Source organism: Streptomyces sp. TBY4 (assembly GCF_024213195.1).
In the GTDB taxonomy this organism is placed as follows: Bacteria; Actinomycetota; Actinomycetes; order Streptomycetales; family Streptomycetaceae; genus Streptomyces.
On the sequence record NZ_JANAVF010000006.1, the window covers coordinates 297762 to 318432 of the forward strand.

Annotated in this window: 19 protein-coding genes and 1 tRNA gene; 14 read left to right on the plus strand and 6 right to left on the minus strand. The window is 70.9% G+C overall.

Annotated features, from left to right (window positions below; translation table 11 throughout):
- Window positions 1-16 precede the first annotated feature (16 nt).
- Window positions 17-679 carry an HAD family acid phosphatase gene (locus NLX94_RS17210; RefSeq protein ID WP_254383707.1) on the minus strand — a complete coding sequence of 221 codons (663 nt, stop codon included), beginning with the start codon at window positions 677-679 and terminating at the stop codon, window positions 17-19.
- Window positions 680-803: 124 nt separating this feature from the next.
- Window positions 804-1697, minus strand: a complete 894-nt coding sequence (locus tag NLX94_RS17215; protein ID WP_254383708.1) for a hypothetical protein — start codon at window positions 1695-1697, stop codon at window positions 804-806.
- Window positions 1698-1840: 143 nt separating this feature from the next.
- Between NLX94_RS17215 and NLX94_RS17220 the strand changes: the two genes are divergently transcribed.
- The 9 genes from NLX94_RS17220 to NLX94_RS17260 all read left to right on the plus strand — a co-directional run bounded on the left by NLX94_RS17220 (window position 1841) and on the right by NLX94_RS17260 (window position 12847).
- The gene (locus NLX94_RS17220) at window positions 1841-2632 is read left to right on the plus strand and encodes a serine protease (protein WP_374683970.1); all 792 of its coding nucleotides are present in this window, start codon (window positions 1841-1843) and stop codon (window positions 2630-2632) included.
- A gap of 280 nt (window positions 2633-2912) precedes the next feature.
- Entirely contained in the window at window positions 2913-3572 is a 660-nt protein-coding gene (locus NLX94_RS17225; RefSeq protein WP_254383709.1) for a response regulator transcription factor, read from the plus strand.
- Window positions 3573-4008: 436 nt separating this feature from the next.
- Window positions 4009-5172, plus strand: coding sequence for a histidine kinase (locus NLX94_RS17230; RefSeq protein WP_308402440.1), 1164 nt, complete (start codon window positions 4009-4011; stop codon window positions 5170-5172).
- A 94-nt stretch (window positions 5173-5266) separates the two neighbouring features.
- On the plus strand, window positions 5267-5851 hold the full coding sequence (locus NLX94_RS17235; protein ID WP_254383711.1) for a DUF2975 domain-containing protein: 585 nt from the start codon (window positions 5267-5269) through the stop codon (window positions 5849-5851).
- Window positions 5851-6084: a helix-turn-helix transcriptional regulator gene (locus NLX94_RS17240; RefSeq protein ID WP_254383712.1), complete on the plus strand. Its 234-nt coding sequence runs from the start codon at window positions 5851-5853 to the stop codon at window positions 6082-6084. Before NLX94_RS17235 ends, NLX94_RS17240 begins: the two co-directional genes overlap by 1 nt.
- 737 nt (window positions 6085-6821) lie before the next feature.
- A complete protein-coding gene (locus NLX94_RS17245) occupies window positions 6822-7169 on the plus strand; it encodes a chorismate mutase (RefSeq protein ID WP_254383713.1) in 348 nt (115 codons plus the stop codon).
- Between the two features lie 37 nt (window positions 7170-7206).
- On the plus strand, window positions 7207-9747 hold the full coding sequence (gene pepN, locus NLX94_RS17250) for an aminopeptidase N (protein ID WP_254383714.1): 2541 nt from the start codon (window positions 7207-7209) through the stop codon (window positions 9745-9747).
- Window positions 9748-10040: 293 nt separating this feature from the next.
- The gene (locus NLX94_RS17255) at window positions 10041-11441 is read left to right on the plus strand and encodes an aminotransferase class V-fold PLP-dependent enzyme (protein ID WP_254383715.1); all 1401 of its coding nucleotides are present in this window, start codon (window positions 10041-10043) and stop codon (window positions 11439-11441) included.
- A complete protein-coding gene (locus NLX94_RS17260; protein WP_254383716.1) occupies window positions 11438-12847 on the plus strand; it encodes a lysine N(6)-hydroxylase/L-ornithine N(5)-oxygenase family protein in 1410 nt (469 codons plus the stop codon). The genes NLX94_RS17255 and NLX94_RS17260 overlap by 4 nt, the downstream gene beginning before the upstream one ends.
- A 25-nt stretch (window positions 12848-12872) precedes the next feature.
- Here NLX94_RS17260 and NLX94_RS17265 read toward each other — a convergent pair whose 3' ends face one another.
- A complete protein-coding gene (locus NLX94_RS17265) occupies window positions 12873-14684 on the minus strand; it encodes a bifunctional UDP-sugar hydrolase/5'-nucleotidase (RefSeq protein ID WP_254383717.1) in 1812 nt (603 codons plus the stop codon).
- Window positions 14685-14824: 140 nt separating this feature from the next.
- On the opposite strand from NLX94_RS17265, the gene NLX94_RS17270 reads away from it, so the two are divergent.
- Together NLX94_RS17270 and pyk are read left to right on the plus strand one after the other, a co-directional pair.
- Complete coding sequence (locus NLX94_RS17270) at window positions 14825-15526, plus strand: SIMPL domain-containing protein (RefSeq protein ID WP_254383718.1); 702 nt, start codon at window positions 14825-14827, stop codon at window positions 15524-15526.
- Between the two features lie 146 nt (window positions 15527-15672).
- Window positions 15673-17100 (plus strand): pyruvate kinase, encoded by a 1428-nt coding sequence (pyk, locus tag NLX94_RS17275; protein WP_254383719.1) that lies wholly within the window; start codon window positions 15673-15675, stop codon window positions 17098-17100.
- A gap of 16 nt (window positions 17101-17116) precedes the next feature.
- Here pyk and NLX94_RS17280 read toward each other — a convergent pair whose 3' ends face one another.
- Complete coding sequence (locus NLX94_RS17280; RefSeq protein ID WP_254383720.1) at window positions 17117-17689, minus strand: alpha/beta hydrolase; 573 nt, start codon at window positions 17687-17689, stop codon at window positions 17117-17119.
- Between the two features lie 98 nt (window positions 17690-17787).
- Between NLX94_RS17280 and NLX94_RS17285 the strand changes: the two genes are divergently transcribed.
- Window positions 17788-18405, plus strand: a complete 618-nt coding sequence (locus tag NLX94_RS17285; protein WP_254383722.1) for a TetR/AcrR family transcriptional regulator — start codon at window positions 17788-17790, stop codon at window positions 18403-18405.
- A gap of 101 nt (window positions 18406-18506) precedes the next feature.
- The gene (locus tag NLX94_RS17290) at window positions 18507-18968 is read left to right on the plus strand and encodes a MarR family transcriptional regulator (RefSeq protein WP_254383724.1); all 462 of its coding nucleotides are present in this window, start codon (window positions 18507-18509) and stop codon (window positions 18966-18968) included.
- Here the strand turns inward: NLX94_RS17290 and NLX94_RS17295 are convergent.
- Both NLX94_RS17295 and NLX94_RS17300 read right to left on the minus strand, forming a co-directional pair.
- Window positions 18965-19714: a transcriptional regulator gene (locus NLX94_RS17295; RefSeq protein ID WP_254383725.1), complete on the minus strand. Its 750-nt coding sequence runs from the start codon at window positions 19712-19714 to the stop codon at window positions 18965-18967. The genes NLX94_RS17290 and NLX94_RS17295 overlap by 4 nt on opposite strands.
- Before the next feature lie 110 nt (window positions 19715-19824).
- Window positions 19825-19899 (minus strand) — tRNA-Leu (locus NLX94_RS17300).
- A gap of 100 nt (window positions 19900-19999) precedes the next feature.
- Here NLX94_RS17300 and NLX94_RS17305 point away from each other — a divergent pair.
- Window positions 20000-20659 carry an ANTAR domain-containing response regulator gene (locus NLX94_RS17305; RefSeq protein ID WP_250744985.1) on the plus strand — a complete coding sequence of 220 codons (660 nt, stop codon included), beginning with the start codon at window positions 20000-20002 and terminating at the stop codon, window positions 20657-20659.
- Window positions 20660-20671 lie beyond the last annotated feature (12 nt).

Below are 20671 nucleotides of genomic sequence, written 5' to 3' on the forward strand. Positions count from 1 at the left end.
GCTCGGCTCGGCTCGGCTAGGAGAGCTTGCCGCCGTAGTCGGGGAGCTTGACGGTGAGCTCGGCGTGGCCGCCCACCAGGTCGCTCTGCTTGTTGCCGATGTTGGCGATGATCGTGTAGCCGCGGGCCTCGATCTCCGCGCGCTTGGCCGTCTTGTAGGCGCTGACCTCGCCGAACAGATCGGGCAGATCGCGGACGTAGAGGCCGGAGACCGGGTAGCCGACCGCCTTGAGGTTGCGCTCGGTGAGGGAGTAGACGATCCCCGGGCGGGCGGTGACGAAGAAGATCGCGACCCCGCGGTCGTGCGCGTACCGGGTCAGCTCGCGGACCTGGGCGATCGCGGGGGTCGGGAAGGTCCAGAACCAGTGGAAGTCCGTCTCCAGCGAGGAGTTGTCGATGTCGAGGACGATCGCAGGCTTCTCACCGGCCGGCGAGGCGGCGATGCGCTGCTCGATCCCGGGGCGGGCCGCGTCGATGACGGCGGAGACGTCGCGCTGCCAGGTGGCGTAGTCGATGCCCAGGATCGCCGCGTTGCCGCCGGGGGCGGAGGCGGTGACGGCGGTGACGGCGGCGGCGCCGACCGGCTTGGCGGGGGCCGCCTGGGAGGCGGTGGCCGGGACCAGGGCCAGGAGGGCTGCGGCGACGGTCACTGCGGCGGCCGTGGTGCGGGTGCTGCGCATGGGGGACGCTCCTCGATCACAGGGTGGCATGTACGTGACCAGGCTGGAGATCACCCGCCCGCATGTCTACTGGCCGGTAAGTAACTTTTCGTGGACGGTTGGTGAACCTCCGTCACGTATCGCTTCAGGTGTCGCAGTCCAGCACCGTGCGGCACAGCCCGCAGCGCGCCAGGATCGGCCCGCGGCGGGCCGGCAGCCGCAGCCGCTGTCCGCACACCGGGCACGGGAAGCTCACCCGCAGCCCGCCCGCGTGCTCCTCGAAGCCGTACGGGGCCCCGGGCGCGGCGGCCCCGGCCCGGCGGGCCGCCGCGTACCGGAGCCGCTCCGGCCGGCCGGCGGCCGCGAGGGGGGCCCGGCGCAGTTCCCGGTCGGCCAGGGCGCGGCCGCGCACGTACGCCTCGTAGGCCCGCGGACTGGTGAACCATGCGGAGAGGTCCTCGCCGCCGAGGAACCGGCCGCGCCGGGCGAGGACGTAGCCGAACTCCTCCGGGGTGAGGTAGCCGAGCTTCTGGTGCGTGAGCTCGTCCTCCCGGTAGGCGTCGAGGAGCAGCCAGCCGGCGCCGAGGTAGGCGGCGGCGGTGTCGGTGAGGATCTCGTTGTCGGGGGTGGTGGGGAAGCGCAGGTCCAGCCAGTGCAGCAGCACGTGCGTGACCTCGTGGGCGAGGGCGGCCGCCAGATCGCGGCGGTGGACCCGGAAGCGGTCGCTGACCTCGACGAAGTACTCGGGCCCGGCCGTCAGTTCCACGGTCGCCGCCTCCTCCATCGGCCGGAAGGCCACGATCAGGCGCGCGTCGGGCAGCCGCAGGGCGCGGACCATCGCGGAGGCCACCCGGTGGGCGCCCGGGTACAGCTCCTCGGAGGCGGGGAATTCCGCGTCGGCGGGGGCGAAGGGGGTGCCGTAGGCGCGGATCCCGTCGGCGGTCAGGCGCCGGAACAGCGCGGTGACGGCCGCGCGGACCGTCTCCAGATGAGGAAATCCGTGCTCGACGGGGCTGTCGCGCCGACGGTTCTGCGTCATGAGGCTCCTCCGGCCGGAAGTTGTCCGAAAACGCGTTCTTGATGACCCTCGCGTGGCCGGTGTGTCATGTCCCCGTCACCCATGCGGTCCAACCCGCCCGTCATGGAGCGACGCGCACGGCCCCACCCCCCACGAAAGGCAGTGTGACGACTGTGTCCAGCCTCGCCACCCTCAAGACCACCCTCAAGCGCGCGGTCGCCGTCGCAGCGGTGACCCTCGCCGCCGTCAGCCTCCAGCCCGGCACCGCCAGCGCCGGCACGGCGCCCGTCGTCGGCGGCACCCGCGCCGCCCAGGGCGAGTTCCCCTTCATGGTCCGGCTCTCCATGGGCTGCGGCGGCGCCCTCTACACCCAGCAGATCGTGCTCACTGCCGCCCACTGCGTGAGCGGCTCCGGCAACAACACCTCCATCACCGCCACCGCCGGAGTCGTCGACCTCAAGAGCTCCAGCGCCATCAAGGTCAAGTCCACCAAGGTGCTCCAGGCGCCCGGCTACAACGGCACCGGCAAGGACTGGGCGCTCATCAAGCTCGCCCAGCCCATCAACCTGCCCACCCTCAAGATCGCCGAGACCAAGGCCTACGACAACGGCACCTTCACCGTCGCCGGCTGGGGCGCCGCCCGGGAAGGCGGAGCCCAGCAGCGCTACCTGCTGAAGGCCACCGTCCCCTTCGTCTCCGACGCCTCCTGCAAGGAGTCCTACGGCAGCTCGCTCGTGCCCGCCGAGGAGATCTGCGCCGGATTCGACCAGGGCGGCGTCGACACCTGCCAGGGCGACTCGGGCGGTCCCATGTTCCGCCGGGACAACGCGAACGCCTGGATCCAGGTCGGCATCGTCAGCTGGGGCGAGGGCTGCGCCCGCCCCGACTACCCCGGCGTCTACACGGAGGTCTCCACCTTCGCGGCGGCCATCAAGAGCGCGGCCGCCACGCTCTGACCGCTCCACCGCGCCGTCCGCCTTCCGGTGCACTGCCCGACAGTGGCCGGAAGTATGAGGCGCAATGCCCCACATGTCCGTAAGGTCGACCGAAGTCCCGCAAGGCCGGAACGACGCCGTTCCGGCCTTGCGGCATGCTCCCGGCGGTCTGCTGTGCGGTTGCGGGCCGAGGCGCCCGCAGGTCCCATGGAGAGATCCCACCGGGTGGGACGGCCGGAAAGGCCGGGACGGCCGGGACGGCACGGGCAACGGGCGACAGTGACAGTGGGGCAGGCGGCGCATGGCGATCAGGGTGATCATCGCGGACGACCAGGAGATGGTCAGGACCGGCTTCCGGATGATCCTCGAAAGCCAGCCGGACATCGAGGTGGTCGCCGACGTCGTCGACGGCGAAGCGGCCCTCGCGGCCGTCGCCGAGCACCGGCCCGACGTCCTGCTCCTCGACATCCGCATGCCCAAGCTCGACGGGCTCGAAGTCACCCGCCGGCTCTCCGGCCGCGACACGCCCCGCATCGTCATCGTCACCACCTTCGACCTCGACGAGTACGTCCACGCGGCGCTCCAGGGCGGAGCGTCCGGCTTCCTCCTCAAGGACGCGAGCCCGGCCATGCTGGTTGAAGCGGTGCGGGCGGCAGCCGTCGGGGACTCCCTCGTCTCGCCCGCCATCACCGTACGGCTGCTGCGCGAAATGGCTCACCGCACCCCGGCCGCCGCAGCCGCCGCCCGCCGCCCCGCGGAGCCCCTGACCGACCGGGAACGCGAGGTCGTACGCTGCCTCGCGCGCGGGCTGACCAACGCCGAGATCGCCGGCGAACTCTTCGTCTCCCTCTCCACGGTCAAGACCCACCTGGCCAACGTCCAGGCCAAACTGGACGCCCGCAACCGCGTGGAAATCGCCGCCTGGGCCTGGGAAAGCGGCCTGGCAGGCACCCCGGCGTGACCGAGCTTCAGCCTCGCCAGCGCTCGAGGCGCGGGGTCCGGGTAGGAGCCTGCTGGGCTGCCGGCGTTACGGTGGGCATTCGCCTCCCGGGCTGTGCTTGCCGTGCCCGCGCCTGCTGCTTTTCCGGTACGGACGGGCAGATTCAGCCTCGCCGGCGTTTGAGGCGCGGGGTCCGGGGCGGGGCCCCGGGAAGCCGGCGCACACCGCTCCCGCCGACCCAGGCCGACACGGGTCCGGGCCGAGCCCCGGCACACCACCGCAACCCCGGCGGAGCCGCCCGGCCGGCCGGGGGAGTCGCCGCGAGGGGGTCTCGTACCGCCGGCGGAGCCGCCTGGGCCCCGACGGGCCACCGCACCCCCGGCGGAGCCGCCCGGCCGGCCGGGGGAGCAGCATCGGGGGAGCCCCGTACCGCCACCGGCGGAGCCGGGGTGCACCCGTGAGCCCCCTGGGCCCGTGGGCCCGCCGTCATCCCTACGCCGCGGACTGGATCCGCATCCTCCTCTCCGTCACCCTCCTCTCCCTCGTCACCTTCGAGGGAGTCGTCCTCGCCCGCCAGCCCAGCACCCCGCACGCCGCCGTCTGGGTGTCGGGCATCCTCGTCTGCCTCAGCGCCGCGCCCTGGCCGCGCATCCCGCTCCTGGCCCGCGCCTGGTTCGCCTCCGCCGTCACCTGGACCGTCACCCTCTCCCTCCTCTTCAGCAACCTCCCCCTCGTCGTCTGGGGCGGCGGCGAAGCCATAGCCCTGCTCGTCCTCCTCACCCAGGTCCTGCTGCACGCCCCCGCCCGCACCGCCGCCGTCCTCGCCCCCCTCCTCGCCCTCGGCTCCATGGCGGCGCCCGTCCGCGACGCCGATCCGGGCCGCTTCACCCTGCTCTTCTCCGTGCTCGCCGTCGTGGTCACCGTGTACTCCCTGCTCCTGCGCCTGCAGTCGGTCCAGCGCGTGCGCGAGCTGCGCGCCGTGCGCAGTGCCGAGCGCCTGGAGCTGGCGCGCGAGCTCCATGACCTCGTCGCCCACCACGTGACGGGGATCGTCGTCGAGGCGCGCGCCGCCCGCTACACCAAGGTCTCCGCCGAGCGCGCCGGAGAGATCTTCGGCCGCATCGAGACCGCCGGGGACGAGGCGCTCGGCTCCATGCGCCGCCTGGTCAAGATCCTCCGCGAGGGCGCCGCGGACACCGGCGCGGCCGGCTCCGCGGGACGGACCCCCGTGGCGGGCCTCCGGGAGATCCGCGAGCTGACGGAACGGTTCGCCGCCACCGGTCCGCCCGTGGTCCTGTACGTGGAGGAGGGCCTGGAGGCCCGGCTCCCCGCGGACGTCGCCGCCACCGCGCACCGCATCGTCCTCGAAGCCCTCACCAACATCGGCAAGCACGCCGCCACCGCCACCGCCGTCCGGGTCGGCCTGCGCACGGTTCCGGCCGGCCTGGAAGTGCGGATCGCCGATGACGGCGGCCACCCCGTGAAGCTCTCCGAGAACGCCCGCGGCGGCGGATACGGACTCGTCGGCATGGCCGAACGCGCCGAAGCCCTCGGCGGCTCCCTCACCGCGGGCCCCGCCCCCGAGGGCGGCTGGCTGGTGACGGCGACCCTTCCCCTCTGATCCCCTCTGACGCCGCCGGCAGCCATGAGGCTTGTCGATTATCGATATGGTCCCCTAGGGTGAGGCATATCGAAATTCGATACGGGGGAACGCAGTGAACACACGACTCACCAAGATCCTGGCCTCAGTGACCTTCGCGCTGGCGATGCTCTGGGGGCTCACCTTCATCGGTACGGCCGTCACGCACATGGTCGACGACGGGGCGGTCTGCGTGCAGAGCGGCTTCTGGGCCAACGCCTCCCTGGAGGGCGGCCTTCCGGTCGGCCCGGGCGTCGACGCGTCCAGCAGCGAGGCGCGGCTCTGCCAGGACGACCCCTCCGCGGCGCAGCGCGCCGCCGACCTCGGGGGTCAGCTGCCCTGGATGCTGTTCGCCTGTCTCGCGCTGCTGTTCTTCTCCCGGCTGCTCGACGCCGTCGTCTCGCAGGGGCCGTTCACCGACAAGGTGGCGCGAAGGCTCACCGTCCTCGGCTGGTTCGTCACGATCGGCACACCGCTCGCGGGCCTCGTCGTAGGCTGGTCGCAATCCTGGCTCGTCGACAGCATGGTGCCGATGGGCGGCTCCGGGGTGTCGGTCTCCGGACCGCAGGCGCTGATCCTGGCGGGCCTCGCGGCCGTCATCATGGGGAAGATCATGCGTGAGGGCGTACGCATGCGAGAGGACCTCGAAGGGACCATCTGATGCCCGAGGAGGAACTCCACTCCATCAGGATCCACCTCGACCGGGTCCTCGCCGAGCGCGGCATGACGCTCACCGAACTGGCCGCCCAGGTCGGCATCACCGTCGTCAACCTGTCCGTGCTCAAGAACGGACGCGCCAAGGCCATCCGCTTCTCCACGCTGTCCCGGATCTGCGAGGTCCTCCACTGCCAGCCGGGCGACCTGATCACCCACACCCCCACCGACCCCGCGTAGCCGCCCCCGCGCACCCAGGCCGCCGCTCCCACCGCCCCGACGACGCCACCAGCCCCGGTCCACCGACGCAGCCCGGCCAGGTCCGCCGCCGCCCAGCCATACCGAGCGACCCGCCCGCGCTCCCCGGCCGGGTCCGCCGGTCCGGCCTGGTCGCTGGGGTCGGCGGTGTCGCTTGGTGTGGTCCGCCGGTTCGATCGTGCCGTCCGTCCGGTCCGGAGGGTCGACCGAGGCGTCCGCCCGGGTCCGCCGGTTCGGCCGTGTCGTTCGGTGTGGTCCGGCGGTTCGGCCGAGCCGTCCGGCGGGGTCCGCCGGTTCGGCCGTGCGCCGTGCGGTCCGGTCCGGCCGTAGGCCTGGCTCTTGGAGTGCGCCCCCCTGTGTCGCCCGTACGGTCCGGCAGTTCGCCCGGCGGCGAGGCCGGGGCCGCGCCCGTCGGCCCCACCTGGCCGAGCCTCTATGGTCCGGCCGCGCCGGCCGGCCGGGCGGTTCGGTGGTGTCGCCCGGACATGCCCGGGCGGTCCGGTGGTGGCGCTCGGCCCGGCCCGGACTTGCCCGCCGGTCCGGCCGCGCGGCCCGACCCGTACGGCCGATCCCGCCGGCCTCGCCCGTAGGGTCCGGCGGGGGACCGGGGGCCGGGTCGCCCCGTCCCTCGCGGGCTCCCGGGGGCATGGCGCCGCACGCCGTCTCAGTGGCCGACCGGCCGAGGAAGCGACCGCGCTCGCCACGTATTCTCGGTGACCATGAACACCAGGGACATCGACGAGAACGTCACCGCCGAACTGGCCCGGCTCAGGGACAGCATCGACAACATCGACGCGGCCGTGGTCCACATGCTCGCCGAGCGGTTCAAGTGCACCCAGCAGGTCGGCCACCTCAAGGCCCGCCACCAGCTGCCCCCGGCCGACCCGGGCCGCGAGGCCAGCCAGATCGCCCGGCTGCGCCAGCTCGCCGAGAACGCCAAGCTCGACCCCGCCTTCGCCGAGAAGCTCCTCAACTTCATCATCGCCGAGGTCATCCGCCACCACGAGACGATCGCCGCCGGCGAGGGCGAGGCAGAGGACGAGGCAGAGGACAAGGCAGAGGGCTAGGCAGAGCCGCTGGGGCCCGGCGCCGCCATCCGGCAGCATGGGCCCCATGTCCGTACTGACGCGCAACGAAGCGCAGCTCCGAGCCCAGCTCCTCGACGTCCACCACTACGAGGTGGCCCTCGACCTCACCACCGGCGACGAGACCTTCGAGTCCCGCACCGTCATCCGGTTCGCCGCCCGCGCCGCCGGCGACACCTTCGTCGAGCTGAAACCGGACGATCTGCACTCCGCCGCCCTCGACGGGCACCCACTGGATCCGGCCACCCTCACCGACGGCCGCCTCCCGCTCACCGCCCTCACCGAAGGCCCCCACGAGCTCCGCATCGCCGCCCGCATGCGCTACTCCCGCACCGGCGAAGGCCTGCACCGCTTCACCGACCCCGCGGACGGGGAGACGTACGTCTACACCCAGATGTTCCTCGACGACGTCCAGCGCGTCTTCCCGGCCTTCGACCAGCCCGACCTCAAGGCCGTCTTCGAGTTCAACGTCACCGCCCCCGCACACTGGACCGTCCTCGCCAACGGCATCACCACCCGCATCGGCGAACGCCTCGGCGACAGCGGCGGAGGTTCGGGCGACGGCTCCGCCCCCGAGGCCGGCATCTGGGCGTCCGCCCCCACCCCCGTCATCTCCACCTACCTCGCCGCCGTCGCCGCAGGCCCCTGGCACAGCGTCCGCACCGAGCACGCCGGCCTCCCCTTCGGCATCCACTGCCGCCGCTCCCTCGCCCCGCACCTCGACGCCGACGCACAGGAGATCCTCGACCTCACCACCGCCTGCTACGACCGCTTCCACGAGAAGTTCACCGAGCCCTACCCCTTCGACTCCTACGACCAGGCCTTCGTGCCCGAGTTCAACGCCGGCGCCATGGAGAACCCGGGACTGGTCACCTTCCGCGACGAGTACGTCTTCCGCTCCGCCGTCACCGACGCCGAACGCCAGCGCCGCGCCGTGACCATCGCGCACGAGATGGCCCACATGTGGTTCGGCGACCTCGTCACCCTCAGCTGGTGGGACGACATCTGGCTCAACGAGTCCTTCGCCGAGTTCATGGGCTACCAGACCCTCATCGAAGCCACCCGCTTCACCGAGACCTGGACCGGCTTCGCCATGGAACGCAAGCCCTGGGGCTACGACGCCGACCAGCGCCCCTCCACCCACGCCGTCGCCCCGGACGCCGCCGCCGTCCCCGACACCGCCTCCGCCCTCCTCAACTTCGACGGCATCTCCTACGCCAAGGGCGCCTCCGCCCTGCGCCAACTCGTCGCCTGGCTCGGCGAGAAGGACTTCCTGGCCGGCATCAACACCCACTTCGCCCGCCACAAGTTCGCCAACGCCTCCCTCGCCGACTTCGTCGACTCCCTGGCCGCCCACACCGACCGCGACGTCCACACCTGGGCCGAGACCTGGCTGCGCACCACCGGCGTCGACACCCTCACCCCCCGCCTCGAAGAGAGCCACGGAGGCTGGACCCTCACCGTCGACCGCACCGGTAGCCGGCCCCACCACATCGCCGCCGGCCTCTACGACCGCGCCCACGACGGCGCCCTCGAACCGCGCGAGGTCCTCGCCCTCGACGTCCCCTCCGACGAGGTCCTCTCCGTGAGCGGCCCCCGCCCCGCGCTCCTCGTCCTCAACGACGGAGACCTCACCTACGCCAAGGTCCGCCTCGACGAGACCTCGCTGGAAACCACCCTGCGCGGCATCTCCCGCATCCCCGACCCGCTCACCCGCGCCGTCGTCTGGAACTCCCTGCGCGACATGGTCCGCGACGGCGAACTGGCCGCCTCCGACTACCTGGCCACCGCCGAAGCCCACATCCCCGAGGAAACCGACCTCGCGATCGTCCAGGGCGTCCTCACCTTCACCCGCGCCCAGATCGCCGACCGCTACCTCACCCCCGACCGCCGCGGCGACGCCCTCACCGCCCTCACCACCATCGCCCGCGACCTGCTGCGGCGCACCGAGGACGGCTCCGACCCCGGCCTGCGGCTCCTCGCCGTCCGCACCCTCGCCGACAGCGCCACCCAGCCCGCCACCATCGCCGGCTGGCTCGCCGAAGGCACCGTCCCCGGCGGCCCCGAACTCGACCCCGAACTGCGCTGGCGCATCCTCGCCCGCCTGTCCGTGCTCGGAGCGGCCGGCGAAGCCGAGATCGCCGCGGCCCTCGCCGCCGACCCCAGTGCCACCGGCCGCGAAGGCGCCGCCCGCTGCCGCGCGGCCCTCCCGACGGCCGAGGCCAAGGCCGCCGCCTGGGAACGCCTCTTCCGCGACGACTCCCTGTCCAACTACCTCTTCACCGCCACCGCCCAAGGCTTCTGGCAGCCCGAACAGGCCGACCTGGTACGGGAGTACGTGCCCCTGGCCTACGCCGAGGCCGTCACCCTCGCCGCCCGCCGCGGCCCCGCCATCGCCGAAGCCGCCGGCCGCTGGGCCCTCCCCGGCCACGAGATCACCGAAGCCAACCTCCAGGCCGGCCACGCCGCCCTGGCAGCCCCCGGCATCACCCCCCTCCTCCACCGCAAACTCACCGACCACCTCGACGACCTCACCCGAGCCCACCGAGCCCGCCGCTAACCCCACCCCCGGCCTCAAACGCCGGCGAGGCTGGATTTGTCAGCCCCTCCGGCGTTCGAGGAGTGGGAGTCCGGGGGCTGGCCCCCGGCAACGGGTCCGGGCGGAGCCCGGGGAACGGTGGAAGGGCGGGTAGGGGACCCAGCCCCGCAGGGTCCGGACACTCCGGCGGCTTGAAATCAACCCCGCATAAACCCGGGCGGTTACCCCATTCGGGTCGGATCGTTGTACCCCCCGGGTCCCCGACCCCGCAGAGCGGCACCACCGCCGCCACCCGTTCCCGTGAGGACAACCGCATGACAGCGCCCCCCGGCACAGGCAGACGCGGCACCGCCCCGCTCGCCGGCGGACCCCACGGCGCCGACGCCCTGCAACCCCTCCTCGCCACCGTCCTCGACGCCCTGCGCACCGGAGCCCGGGCCCGCGGCGGACCGCTCCCGGCCGGCGGGCCCGAGGCCGTCACCGCCCGCGTCACCGCCGCACTGGGCGAGGTGTTCCCCGAGCACGGGCACGGCGACCACGAAGCCCTACGGACCCTCGTCCACGCCCTCACCGCCGGCGCGGCCGATCCCGCCGACCCCCTCTGCGCAGCCCACCTGCACTGCCCGCCCCTCGCCGTCGCGGCCGCAGCCGACCTCGCCGCCAGCGCCCTCAACGCCTCCCTCGACTCCTGGGACCAGGCCCCCGCAGCCTCCGCCCTCGAATCCCTCCTCACCCGCACGCTCGCCGCGGAGTTCCACGACACCCCCCACCCCGACGCCGTCCTCACCACCGGCGGCACCGAAGCCAACCACCTCGCCCTCCTCCTCGCCCGCGAACGCCACGGCCCCCACCTCACCGTCCTGCACGGCGCCAACGCCCACCACTCCGTCCCGCGCGCCGCCTGGCTCCTCGGCCTGCCCCCCGCCCGCAGCCTCCCCACCCCCACCGGCACCCTCACCCCCGCCACCCTCGCCGAGGCCCTCGCCGCCACCACCGGCCCCGTCCTCGTCACCGCCACCGCCGGCACCACCGACGCCGGCCTCATCGACCCCCTCGACGCCCTCGCCGACCTCTGCGACGAACACGGCGCCGACCTCCACATCGACGCCGCCTACGGCGGCCTCCTCCACCTCAGCCCCCGCCACCGCCCCAAACTCACCGGCCTCCAACGCGCCCGGTCGATCACCATCGACCTGCACAAACTCGGCTGGCAGCCCATCGCCGCAGGACTCCTCACCGTCCCCGACACCACCCTGCTGGCCCCCCTCACCCACCGGGCCGACTACCTCAACGCCCCCGACGACACCCGAGCCGGACTCCCCGACCTCCTCGGCCGCTCCCTGCGCACCACCCGCCGCGCAGACGCCCTCAAGATCGCCGCAACCCTGCGCTCCCTCGGCCGGGACGGTCTCACCCACCTCATCGACCGCACCTGCGCCCACGCGGACCGGCTCGCCCGGCTCCTCGAAGCACACCCCGCCTTCGAACTCCACGCGGCGCCCACCATCAGCACCGTCCTGTTCCGGCCCACCCACGCCGACGACACCGCACTGGCCGCCCTGCGCCGCACCCTCCTCCACGACGGCACCGCCGTACTGGGCCGGGCCACCGCCGACGGCCGCCTGTGGCTCAAGGCCACCCTGCTCAACCCCCACACCACGGCGGGGGACCTGGACGCCCTCGTGAACCTCCTGGAAGGCAGCACCCACCGATGACCGCCCAGCTCGATGCACCCCACGACCTCGTCGGAATCGGCATCGGCCCCTTCAACCTCTCCCTCGCCGCCCTCGCCCACGGCCTGCCCCAGCAAGGCGCTGCAGAACTCGCCACCGCCTTCTACGACCAGCGCCGCGACTTCCGCTGGCACCCCGGACTCCTCATCGACGGAGCCACCCTCCAAGTCCCCTTCCTCGCCGACCTCGTCACCCTCGCCGACCCTTCCAGCCCCTGGTCGTTCCTCAGCTACCTCAAGCACAAGGAGCGCCTCTTCCCCTTCTACTTCGCGGAGAGCTTCCACATCCAGCGCGCCGAGTACGACGCCTACTGCCGCTGGGTCGCCGGCCGCCTGCCCGGACTCCACTTCGGCCACCAGGTCGACGCCGTCCGCTGGAACCCCGAACGCGACCTCTTCGAAGTCGACTTCACCCAGGTCGACGCCGACGGAGAAGCAGAAGCCCTCGGCCGCACCTACACCCGCAACCTCGCCCTCGGCATCGGCACCGCCCCCTACGTCCCCGAACCGCTGCGCCCCCTCGCCGAAGCACCCACCGTCCCGGTGATCCACTCCTCCGAGTACCTCGACAACCGGCAGCGCATCCTCGGAGCCGACCACGTCACCGTCATCGGATCGGGCCAGTCAGGAGCCGAGGTCTTCCTCGACCTGCTCCGCTCCCGCCCCGCCGGCCGCGAACGCCTCACCTGGCTCGCCCGCACCCCCTCCTTCGCCCCCATGGAGTACTCCAAGCTCGGCCTGGAGCACTTCACCCCCGACTACACCCGCTACTTCCACTCCCTCCCCGAGCCGGTCCGCGACCGCCTCGTCCCCGCCCAGTGGCAACTCCACAAGGGCATCGACGCCGCCACCATCGCCGCCATCCACGAGGAGCTCTACCGCCGCACCCTCGACGGAGGCTGGCCCGACGCCGTCCTCACCCCCGGAGTCAGCGTCCGCACCGCCGGCCGCGTCGCCACCACCAAGGTCGAACTGCACCTCGAACACGTGGACCAGGGCGCCCGCTCCCGCCTCACCACCGACGCCGTCGTCCTCGCCACCGGCTACCGCGAACGCCCCCTCGGCCGCCTCCTCGCCGGACTCGACCCCTACCTGCGCAAGGACTCCTCCGGCCGCCCCCGCATCGACGACCGCTACCGGATGATCACCGACCCGGCCGTCACCGGCAGCATCTTCGTCCAGAACGGCGAACGCCACACCCACGGCGTCGGAGCCCCCGACCTCGGCCTCGCCGCCTGGCGCAGCGCCGCCATCCTGAACACCCTGACGGGCAAGGAGCCCTACCCCCAGCCCACCCGCACGGCCTTCACCACCTTCGGCCTCGAACAGCGGGAACACACCCGGCCCCAGCCCGCCGGCGAACTGCTCCCACTGGTCGAGCACCCGTAAGGAGAAACGTTTAGAGCACCATCTGCTAGAAGACCGGTGTCCCGGCTCGGGTCAGCCGCCAGTCCACGGACGCGAACTGCGCCGGGTCCACCGTCCCCTTCGCCTTCACCCACTGGATGATCGTGTTGCGTATTTCATCCGAGTTCGCCCACAGCTGCTTGGACTGCGGCACGTGCGGGAAGTTGCCGCCACCCGAAGCCCGGTAGTTGTTCACCGCCAGCACGAACTGCGCCGCCGGATCCACCGGCTTCCCCTGGAAGGACAGCCCCGATATCCGCGAACCCACCGGCTCCGAGACATCGATGTCGTACGTCAACCCGTACACGGCGTCGTAGTTGTAGTCCGGAGTCCCCTCCGCGTTGGTCAGCTTCGCCGGATCCACCACATCACCGGGAGCCGTCCGCACGAAGTACTTCGCCGAGTACTCCAGATACTCCTTGACCTGCGCACCCGTCAACAGCCGCGCCTCCAGCGTGTTCTCGAACGGGTACAGACCCGCCGCGTCCCTGATCGTCACCTGCCCGGCCGGAATCGCCGCCGTCCGCGAGAAGCACGAAGCCTGCGACAGCACCGGCAGCGCGGCCCACTCCGTGCCCGCCAGCGCACCCTTCACCGTCTCCGCCTGCACGTGGTTGATCAGATCGATGATCGCCACGTCCTTGACCGGGCCGTCCACCGAGGACATCGCCTGCGTCGACGTACCGATCACCTGGTTCACGTACGCCACGACCTTGCGGTGCTCGTCCGACAGCAGCCCCACTATCTCCGGGTCCTCCACCGCCGTATTCGAGTTCAGCACCCGGGCCGACACCTTCGACACCGACCAGCAGCCCTTCGCCCACGTCAGCTCGAAGTCGAACAGCGTCAGCCGCTGCCCCCACTTCAGCGGCTCGGACAGCACCACGTCCTTGCCCGTCGCCTTGTTCCGCACCCGGTACTCCGGGATCTCCGTGTGCGCGTGCCCCACCAGGATCGCGTCGATCCCCGGCACCTGCTCCGCCACCAGACCCGCCGCGTTCTCGATGTGCGGCAGCTGGTCCCCGTAGCTCGACGTACCGCTCGAACCCGAATGCGCCGACACGATCACCACATCCGCGCCCAGCGACCGCAGCCGCGGCACGTACTTCGCGGCCTGCTCCTCAAGACCCGGGAACGTCATCTTCCCCTGCACGTTCGCCTTGTCCCAGATCGCGATCCCCGGATTCGTCAGACCCAGCACCGCGACCTTCACGTCCCGCCCGTGCGGAGTGCGCAGCCGGTGCATGCTGTACGGCGGAAACGCCGGCCGCAGCGTCTTCGCATCCAGCGCGTTCGCCCCCAGCAACGGGAACTCGCACTGCTCCTCGAACTTCCGCAGCACCGGAATGCCGTAATTGAACTCGTGGTTCCCCAGCGCCGCCGCGTCGTAACCGATCGCGTTCATCGCCTGCGCCATCGGATGCACCGGACCGCGCCGCGCGGTGATCGGATCCACCTTCGCGTAGTAGTACGAAAGCTGCGTCCCCTGAATGGTGTCCCCGGCGTCGATCAGCAGCGTGTTGCGCCGCCCCTTCTCCGCCCGCACCTGCTTCACCAGCGTGGAGATCTTCGCCAGACCGACGTCGTTGTGCGCCTTGTCGTCGAACTCCTTGTCCGTGAAGTAGTCCCAGTTGAAGACGTTCCCGTGCAGGTCCGTCGTCCCCATCACCGTGAACGCGTACGTCTTCGGCCCCTTGCCCGAAGCCCCGCCGGCCGCAGCGCCGGCCGCGGCGGCCGGGGTGCTCGTGGCCCCCGCCAGCGCCACAGCCGCACCCGTCGCAGCCGAAGTACCCAGAAATGTCCTACGGTCGAACGCCATGCCATCTCCCCTTGTGAGGTGCGTGTGCACAGATAGGCAACGCGCGTAGATTCTGACCCAGCAGTAACAAGCCGCAACACCCCCACCAGGTTTCGATCCGATGACCACCCCCGTACGAGCAGCAGTGCGAGAGTGAATCCATGACCCAGGACGCATCGCACCAGCCCTACGGAACCCCCGAAGTCCCCCGCGTCGCAGTCCGCGGCGAAGCCACCCTCGAAGTCGACCCCGAGATCGCCCGCATCGGCATCACCGTCAGCGCCCGCGGCACCGACCGGCGCACCGCCCTCGAAGACCTCACCCGCCGCAACAATGCCGTCCTCGACCTCGTCAAAAGCTACGGCGACCCCGTCGAAAAACTCGAAACCGGCGCCTTCTCCATCACCCCCGAACTCACCCGCCACGGCCGCGGCGAACGCATCCGCGCCTACCACGGACGCGTCCACCTCACCGCCGAACTCAACGACTTCACCACCCTCGGTGAACTCACCACCCGCCTCGCCGACCTCGAACTCACCCAGGTCGACGGCCCCTGGTGGGCCCTGCGCCCCACCTCGCCCGCCCACGGCGAAGCCCGCCGCCAAGCCGTACTCGAAGCCGTCCAGCGCGCCCGCGAATACGCCGCCGCCCTCGGAGCCGAACTCGCCGCCCTCGTCGAACTCGCCGACCTCGGAGCCGAGAACGCCCCCGCCCCCTTCCACGCGGCCGGCGCCGGAATGCGCGCCATGGCCTTCAGCGCCGCCGAAGAGGCAGGCCCTCCCGCCCTCGACCTCGAACCCCAGCGCCAGACCGTCTACGCACAGGTGAACGCACGCTTCACGATGACCCCTCCCCGCCTCTGAAACCCCCGAAGAATCGATGCCCGGGGGTGCTCATCAGAGCACCCCCATGCACATTCAACAATTGTCAACAAGCTTTTGCTCAAAGGTTGTTGAGTGGACACTCGGAACCAATTTCCTACTCCCTGGTAGGGGCATACGCTCACCCCATGCGCCGAGCGAAAATCGTATGTACCCTGGGCCCCGCCACCGACTCATACGACCAGATCAAAGCCCTGGTCGAAGCCGGAATGGACATCGCCCGCTTCAATCTCAGCCACGGCACCTACGCCGAACACGAGGACCGCTACCAGCGCGTCCGCAAGGCTGCCGACGAAACCGGCCGCAGCGTCGGCATCCTCGCGGACCTTCAAGGCCCGAAGATCCGCCTGGGCCGCTTCCGCGAAGGCCCCGTACTCCTTGAACGCGGCGACGAATTCACCATCACCGTCGAAGACCACGAAGGCGACCGCCACACCTGCGGCACCACCTACAAGGGCCTCGCCGGCGACGTCACCACCGGTGAACGCATCCTCGTCGACGACGGCCGCGTCACCCTCGAAGTCACCGCCGTCGACGGCCCCCGCGTCCACACCCGCGTCATCGAAGGCGGCATGGTCTCCGACAACAAGGGACTCAACCTCCCCGGCGTCGCAGTCTCCGTACCCGCCCTCTCCGAAAAGGACATCGAAGACCTCCGCTGGGCCCTGCGCATCGGCGCCGACGTCATCGCCCTCTCCTTCGTCCGCAGCGGCAGCGACATCGAAGACGTCCACCGCATCATGGACGAAGAAGGCCGACGCCTCCCCGTCATCGCCAAGGTCGAAAAGCCCCAGGCCGTCGAGAACATCGACGACATCGTCGCCGCCTTCGACGGCATCATGGTCGCCCGCGGCGACCTCGGCGTCGAAATGCCCCTGGAACAGGTCCCCATCGTCCAGAAGCGAGCCATCAAGCTCGCCAAGCGCAACGCCAAGCCCGTCATCGTCGCCACCCAAATGCTCGACTCGATGATCGAGAACTCCCGGCCCACCCGCGCCGAAGCCTCCGACGTCGCCAACGCCGTCATCGACGGCACCGACGCCGTCATGCTCTCCGGCGAAACCAGCGTCGGCAAATACGCCATCGAAACCGTCCGCACCATGGGCCGCATCGTCGAAGCCGCCGAAGAAGACATCCTCGCCAAGGGCCTCCCCCCGCTCACCGAGCGCAACAAGCCCCGCACCCAAGGCGGAGCGGTCGCCCGCGCCGCCGCCGAAATGGGCGACTTCCTCGGCGCCAAGTTCCTCGTCGCCTTCACCCAGAGCGGAGACACCGTCCGCCGGCTCTCCCGCTACCGCTCACCCATCCCCCTCCTCGCCTTCACCCCCGACCCCGCCACCCGCTCCCAGCTCAACCTCACCTGGGGCGTCGAAACCTTCCTCGGCCCCCACGTCGACTCCACCGACGCCATGGTCGCCCAGGTCGAAGAAGAACTCCTGCGCATCGGCCGCTGCGTACCCGGCGACATCGTCGTCATCACCGCCGGCTCACCCCCCGGCGTCACCGGATCCACCAACCTCGTCCGCGTCCACCACATCGGCGACGCAGTCCGCTGACACCGCCCGCAGGCGACTACAGCACCTCACGTATAAGACGCACCGCGTCGGGCAACACCAACCGGCTCTCACCCGTACTCGGGAAGTGCCCGCCCGACGCGGTCACCCGCGCCTCGGCGCCCAGCTCCCGCACGAACCGCAACACGTGCTCACCCGTAGCCTCCCCGGTCACCGGGTCATCCGCCGCATGCAGCACACGGAACTCCCGCGCGGCCCTGCGGATCCGCTGCCAGTCGAACTCCGGCGAGAAGAACGGCGCCAACGCGTCGTACCCCACCTCGCCCGACATCGACGCCACGAACACCGCCCCCGCGAACGCCCCCTCGGCCTCAGTGTCGTGCTCCTGCAGCAGCCGCAGCACATTCACCCCGCCCAGGCTGTGACCCACCAGCACGGTCTCCCCGGCCGGCGCGCCCTCCGTCGCCGCCCCCAGCTCCTTCAGCCACACCCCGGCCTCCGGAGCAAAGGGCTCGGGAAAGTTCGGGATCCGCACCTCATGCCCCTCGGCGGCGAACTCCTCACCCGTCGCCGTGTACCAGTGCTCCCCGGCGCTCATCCCGTACCCGTGCGCGATCACGATCCTGCCCATGACTCCACCCCTCGTGTTCCCCGGATGACCCCTCGGTCGATCCATCTATCGAAACGCTACGCCGCGTTTCGATAAAACGCTAGGGCTATCGTGAAGCCGTGTCAATCACTCCTTCGAGCAACTCTTCGAGCACCCCGCCCCGCACCGGCGGCCGGCTCCGCAACGAAGACGCCCACCACTCCGTCCTCGAAGCCACCGCCGCACTCCTCGTAGAAAACGGCTACGGCGCCCTCACCATCGAAGGCGTCGCCAAACGCGCCAACGTCGCCAAGAGCACCGTCTACCGCTGGTGGAAGTCCAAGCCCGCCCTCGTCATGGACGCCTACGCCCACGAAACCGCCACCCGCGTCCCCGAACCCGACACCGGCACCCTCACCGGCGACCTCACCGCCTTCGTCACCGACCTCTACCGCATCGGCGGCGACCCCGTACGCACCAAAGCCCTCACCGGCCTCATGGCCGAAGCCCAGCTCGACCCCGCCTTCGCCGACCCCTTCCGCGCCTGGGTTGCCACCCGCCGCGAAGTCGTTGCCACTCTGTTGACCCGGGCAGTCACACGCGAGGAGCTCCCCGCAGCCACGGACCTCGACCACGCCACCGACCTGGTCTTCGGACCGTTCTGGTACCGCCTCCTCGTCGCCCACGCCCCCCTCGACCCCACCGACGCCGAAGCCCACGTCGCCACCCTGCTCGACGGCCTGCGGGGCCGCCGCTGAGGTTTGGCGCGATCTTCGAAGTGGGACCTCTTCCCCGACGGAACGCAGGTCAAGTGAAGTCGCTTGACCTCAAGCTGACTTGAGGTCGTAGGTTCACCGGCATGACGACGACCACGACGTACACACAGGACCAGCTCGCCGCCCAGCCCATCGGCTACTGGGCACGCGAGGCCGCCAACCTCGTCATAGGCGGCCTCCGCGCCGCCCTCGCCGAGGAGAACCTCACCCAGCCCCACTGGTGGACCCTCAACCACGTGTCCGCCTCCCCGGCCCACTGGAAGCGCGCGGCCCTCACCGAGAAGCTCACCCCGTACGACGACCAGGACACCGACTTCGACGCGGTCTACGACGACCTCGCGGCGCGGGGCTGGCTCACGCAGGTGGACGGCGTGCTGACCCTCACGGAGCAGGGGGAGGCCGGCCGGATCCGCGCCCGCGACCGCAATGCGAAGGTGCACGCGCAGATGCGGGAGGGGGTGGACGATGCGGCGTACGCGGCGACGATCGACGGGCTGCGCCGCATGGTTGCCAACCTGGGCGGCAGCGGTGACCTGCCGGTCTAGTACTTCGGCCCGATGTGGGCGTCCATGAGTGCGACGGACGCCTTGCGGGCGATGGAGACGTTGAAGGGGTCGCTGCCGCGGGCCAGGATCGTCCACTGGACGCCGACCTTGGCGAGGGTGTCCGTACAGAGCTTCCGGATGTCGTCGGACTTGTTCGTGAAGAAGTACCGGGGGTACTCGTAGCGCTTGCCGTTGCGGACGGTCCAGTTGGTGATCCGGCACCCGTCGGAATGGATCAGCCCCCGGACGAATTCCCACGGGTGGGCGTCCACGATGGCCTGTTGCCAGCCTTCGAGGATGATGCGGCGCTCGTGCTTCCTGCCGGGGCCGTGCTGCGGGAACAGGCAGCGGAGGTGCTTCGAGTACACCTTGACGTCCTGGCAGCCGACCTTCCGTGCCCGGCAGACCCGGTTGAACGGGAATACGCGGCGCATCGCCTCTTCTGCGGCATCCATGAGGCCCGGCCACTTGTTGTCGCAGGTGATCCTGAGGCTTGGCGCGCGGTGGCTCGCAGGCTGGCTTATGTGGCCATCGCCGAGATAGAGGCCGAGCAGGTAGGCGTAGGAGGCTGTGTCGGTGAGGGGCGGGCAGGGGCTGGTCCGTTGCTGGCGTGGCAAGGGCTCGACCCGGACTCGCCAGGAGCGGATGGATGCTCTGGAGACGCCGGTTTCCTTGCTGACCGAGCTCATGCTGCGCCCGTCGGCGAGCAAATTCAGCGTGTGCAGGCGCGTAGCCATGTCGTACATGTGATCGACGCTGGCAGGGGCGATTCGCTCACCTTGCACATTTCGTCACGCTTCGCCGAAACGAGTGAAGGTCACGCGATTGATGCGTGACCTTGGAAAAGAAGGAAAAGTGCCCCAGGTCGGACTCGAACCGACACTGTATGGGTTTTGAATCCATTGCCTGCTGCCAATTGGGCTACTGGGGCCCAGTGAATCGAAGGTTATCTCCGACCCGCTGCGTGTCCACCATACCGTAGCTAGGTAGGCTCGGGGGAGCTTGATATGCCCCGCAAAGAGGAGCCCTCCGTGACCGCCGAGCACGAGTCGACGCCCACGCCCGACGCCGACCAGTCGCACGTTCCGCCGCTGACGACGCGCGTCGTCATCGCCGAGGACGAGGCGCTCATCCGTCTCGACCTCAAGGAGATGCTCGAAGAGGAGGGCTACGCCGTCGTCGGTGAGGCCGGGGACGGGCAGACCGCCGTTGAGCTGGCCCGGGAGCACCGGCCCGACCTGGTGATCCTCGACGTGAAGATGCCCGTGCTGGATGGCATCTCCGCTGCCGAGAAGATCGCGGAGGAGTCCATCGCCCCCGTGCTGATGCTGACCGCGTTCTCGCAGCGGGATCTCGTGGAGCGGGCGCGGGACGCCGGCGCCATGGCTTACCTCGTGAAGCCCTTCAGCAAGAGCGATGTCGTCCCCGCCATCGAGATGGCGGTGTCGCGCTTCGCCGAGCTCCGTGCGCTGGAGAAGGAGGTCGCGGACCTCTCCCTCCGTCTGGAGACGCGCAAGCTCGTGGACCGGGCGAAGAGCATCCTGCAGACGCAGTACGGGCTCTCCGAGCCGGCCGCCTTCCGGTGGATCCAGAAGACCTCCATGGACCGCCGGATGTCCATGCAGCAGGTCGCCGAGGCCGTCATCGAGGACGCCGAGGAGAAGAAGGCCGCCGCGGGCAAGGGCGAGTAGCACGCCTAGTAC

Excerpts from the sequence above, each read along its gene's own strand:
- NLX94_RS17245 (WP_254383713.1), top strand. The coding sequence starts at position 6,822 with ATGAACACCAGGGACATCGACGAGAACGTCACCGCCGAACTGGCCCGG.
- NLX94_RS17240 (WP_254383712.1), top strand. The coding sequence starts at position 5,851 with ATGCCCGAGGAGGAACTCCACTCCATCAGGATCCACCTCGACCGGGTC.
- NLX94_RS17295 (WP_254383725.1), bottom strand. The coding sequence starts at position 19,714 with ATGTACGACATGGCTACGCGCCTGCACACGCTGAATTTGCTCGCCGAC.
- NLX94_RS17270 (WP_254383718.1), top strand. The coding sequence starts at position 14,825 with ATGACCCAGGACGCATCGCACCAGCCCTACGGAACCCCCGAAGTCCCC.
- NLX94_RS17255 (WP_254383715.1), top strand. The coding sequence starts at position 10,041 with ATGACAGCGCCCCCCGGCACAGGCAGACGCGGCACCGCCCCGCTCGCC.
- NLX94_RS17265 (WP_254383717.1), bottom strand. The coding sequence starts at position 14,684 with ATGGCGTTCGACCGTAGGACATTTCTGGGTACTTCGGCTGCGACGGGT.
- pyk (WP_254383719.1), top strand. The coding sequence starts at position 15,673 with ATGCGCCGAGCGAAAATCGTATGTACCCTGGGCCCCGCCACCGACTCA.
- NLX94_RS17280 (WP_254383720.1), bottom strand. The coding sequence starts at position 17,689 with ATGGGCAGGATCGTGATCGCGCACGGGTACGGGATGAGCGCCGGGGAG.
- NLX94_RS17225 (WP_254383709.1), top strand. The coding sequence starts at position 2,913 with ATGGCGATCAGGGTGATCATCGCGGACGACCAGGAGATGGTCAGGACC.
- NLX94_RS17210 (WP_254383707.1), bottom strand. The coding sequence starts at position 679 with ATGCGCAGCACCCGCACCACGGCCGCCGCAGTGACCGTCGCCGCAGCC.
- pepN (WP_254383714.1), top strand. The coding sequence starts at position 7,207 with ATGGGCCCCATGTCCGTACTGACGCGCAACGAAGCGCAGCTCCGAGCC.
- NLX94_RS17260 (WP_254383716.1), top strand. The coding sequence starts at position 11,438 with ATGACCGCCCAGCTCGATGCACCCCACGACCTCGTCGGAATCGGCATC.
- NLX94_RS17215 (WP_254383708.1), bottom strand. The coding sequence starts at position 1,697 with ATGACGCAGAACCGTCGGCGCGACAGCCCCGTCGAGCACGGATTTCCT.
- NLX94_RS17290 (WP_254383724.1), top strand. The coding sequence starts at position 18,507 with ATGACGACGACCACGACGTACACACAGGACCAGCTCGCCGCCCAGCCC.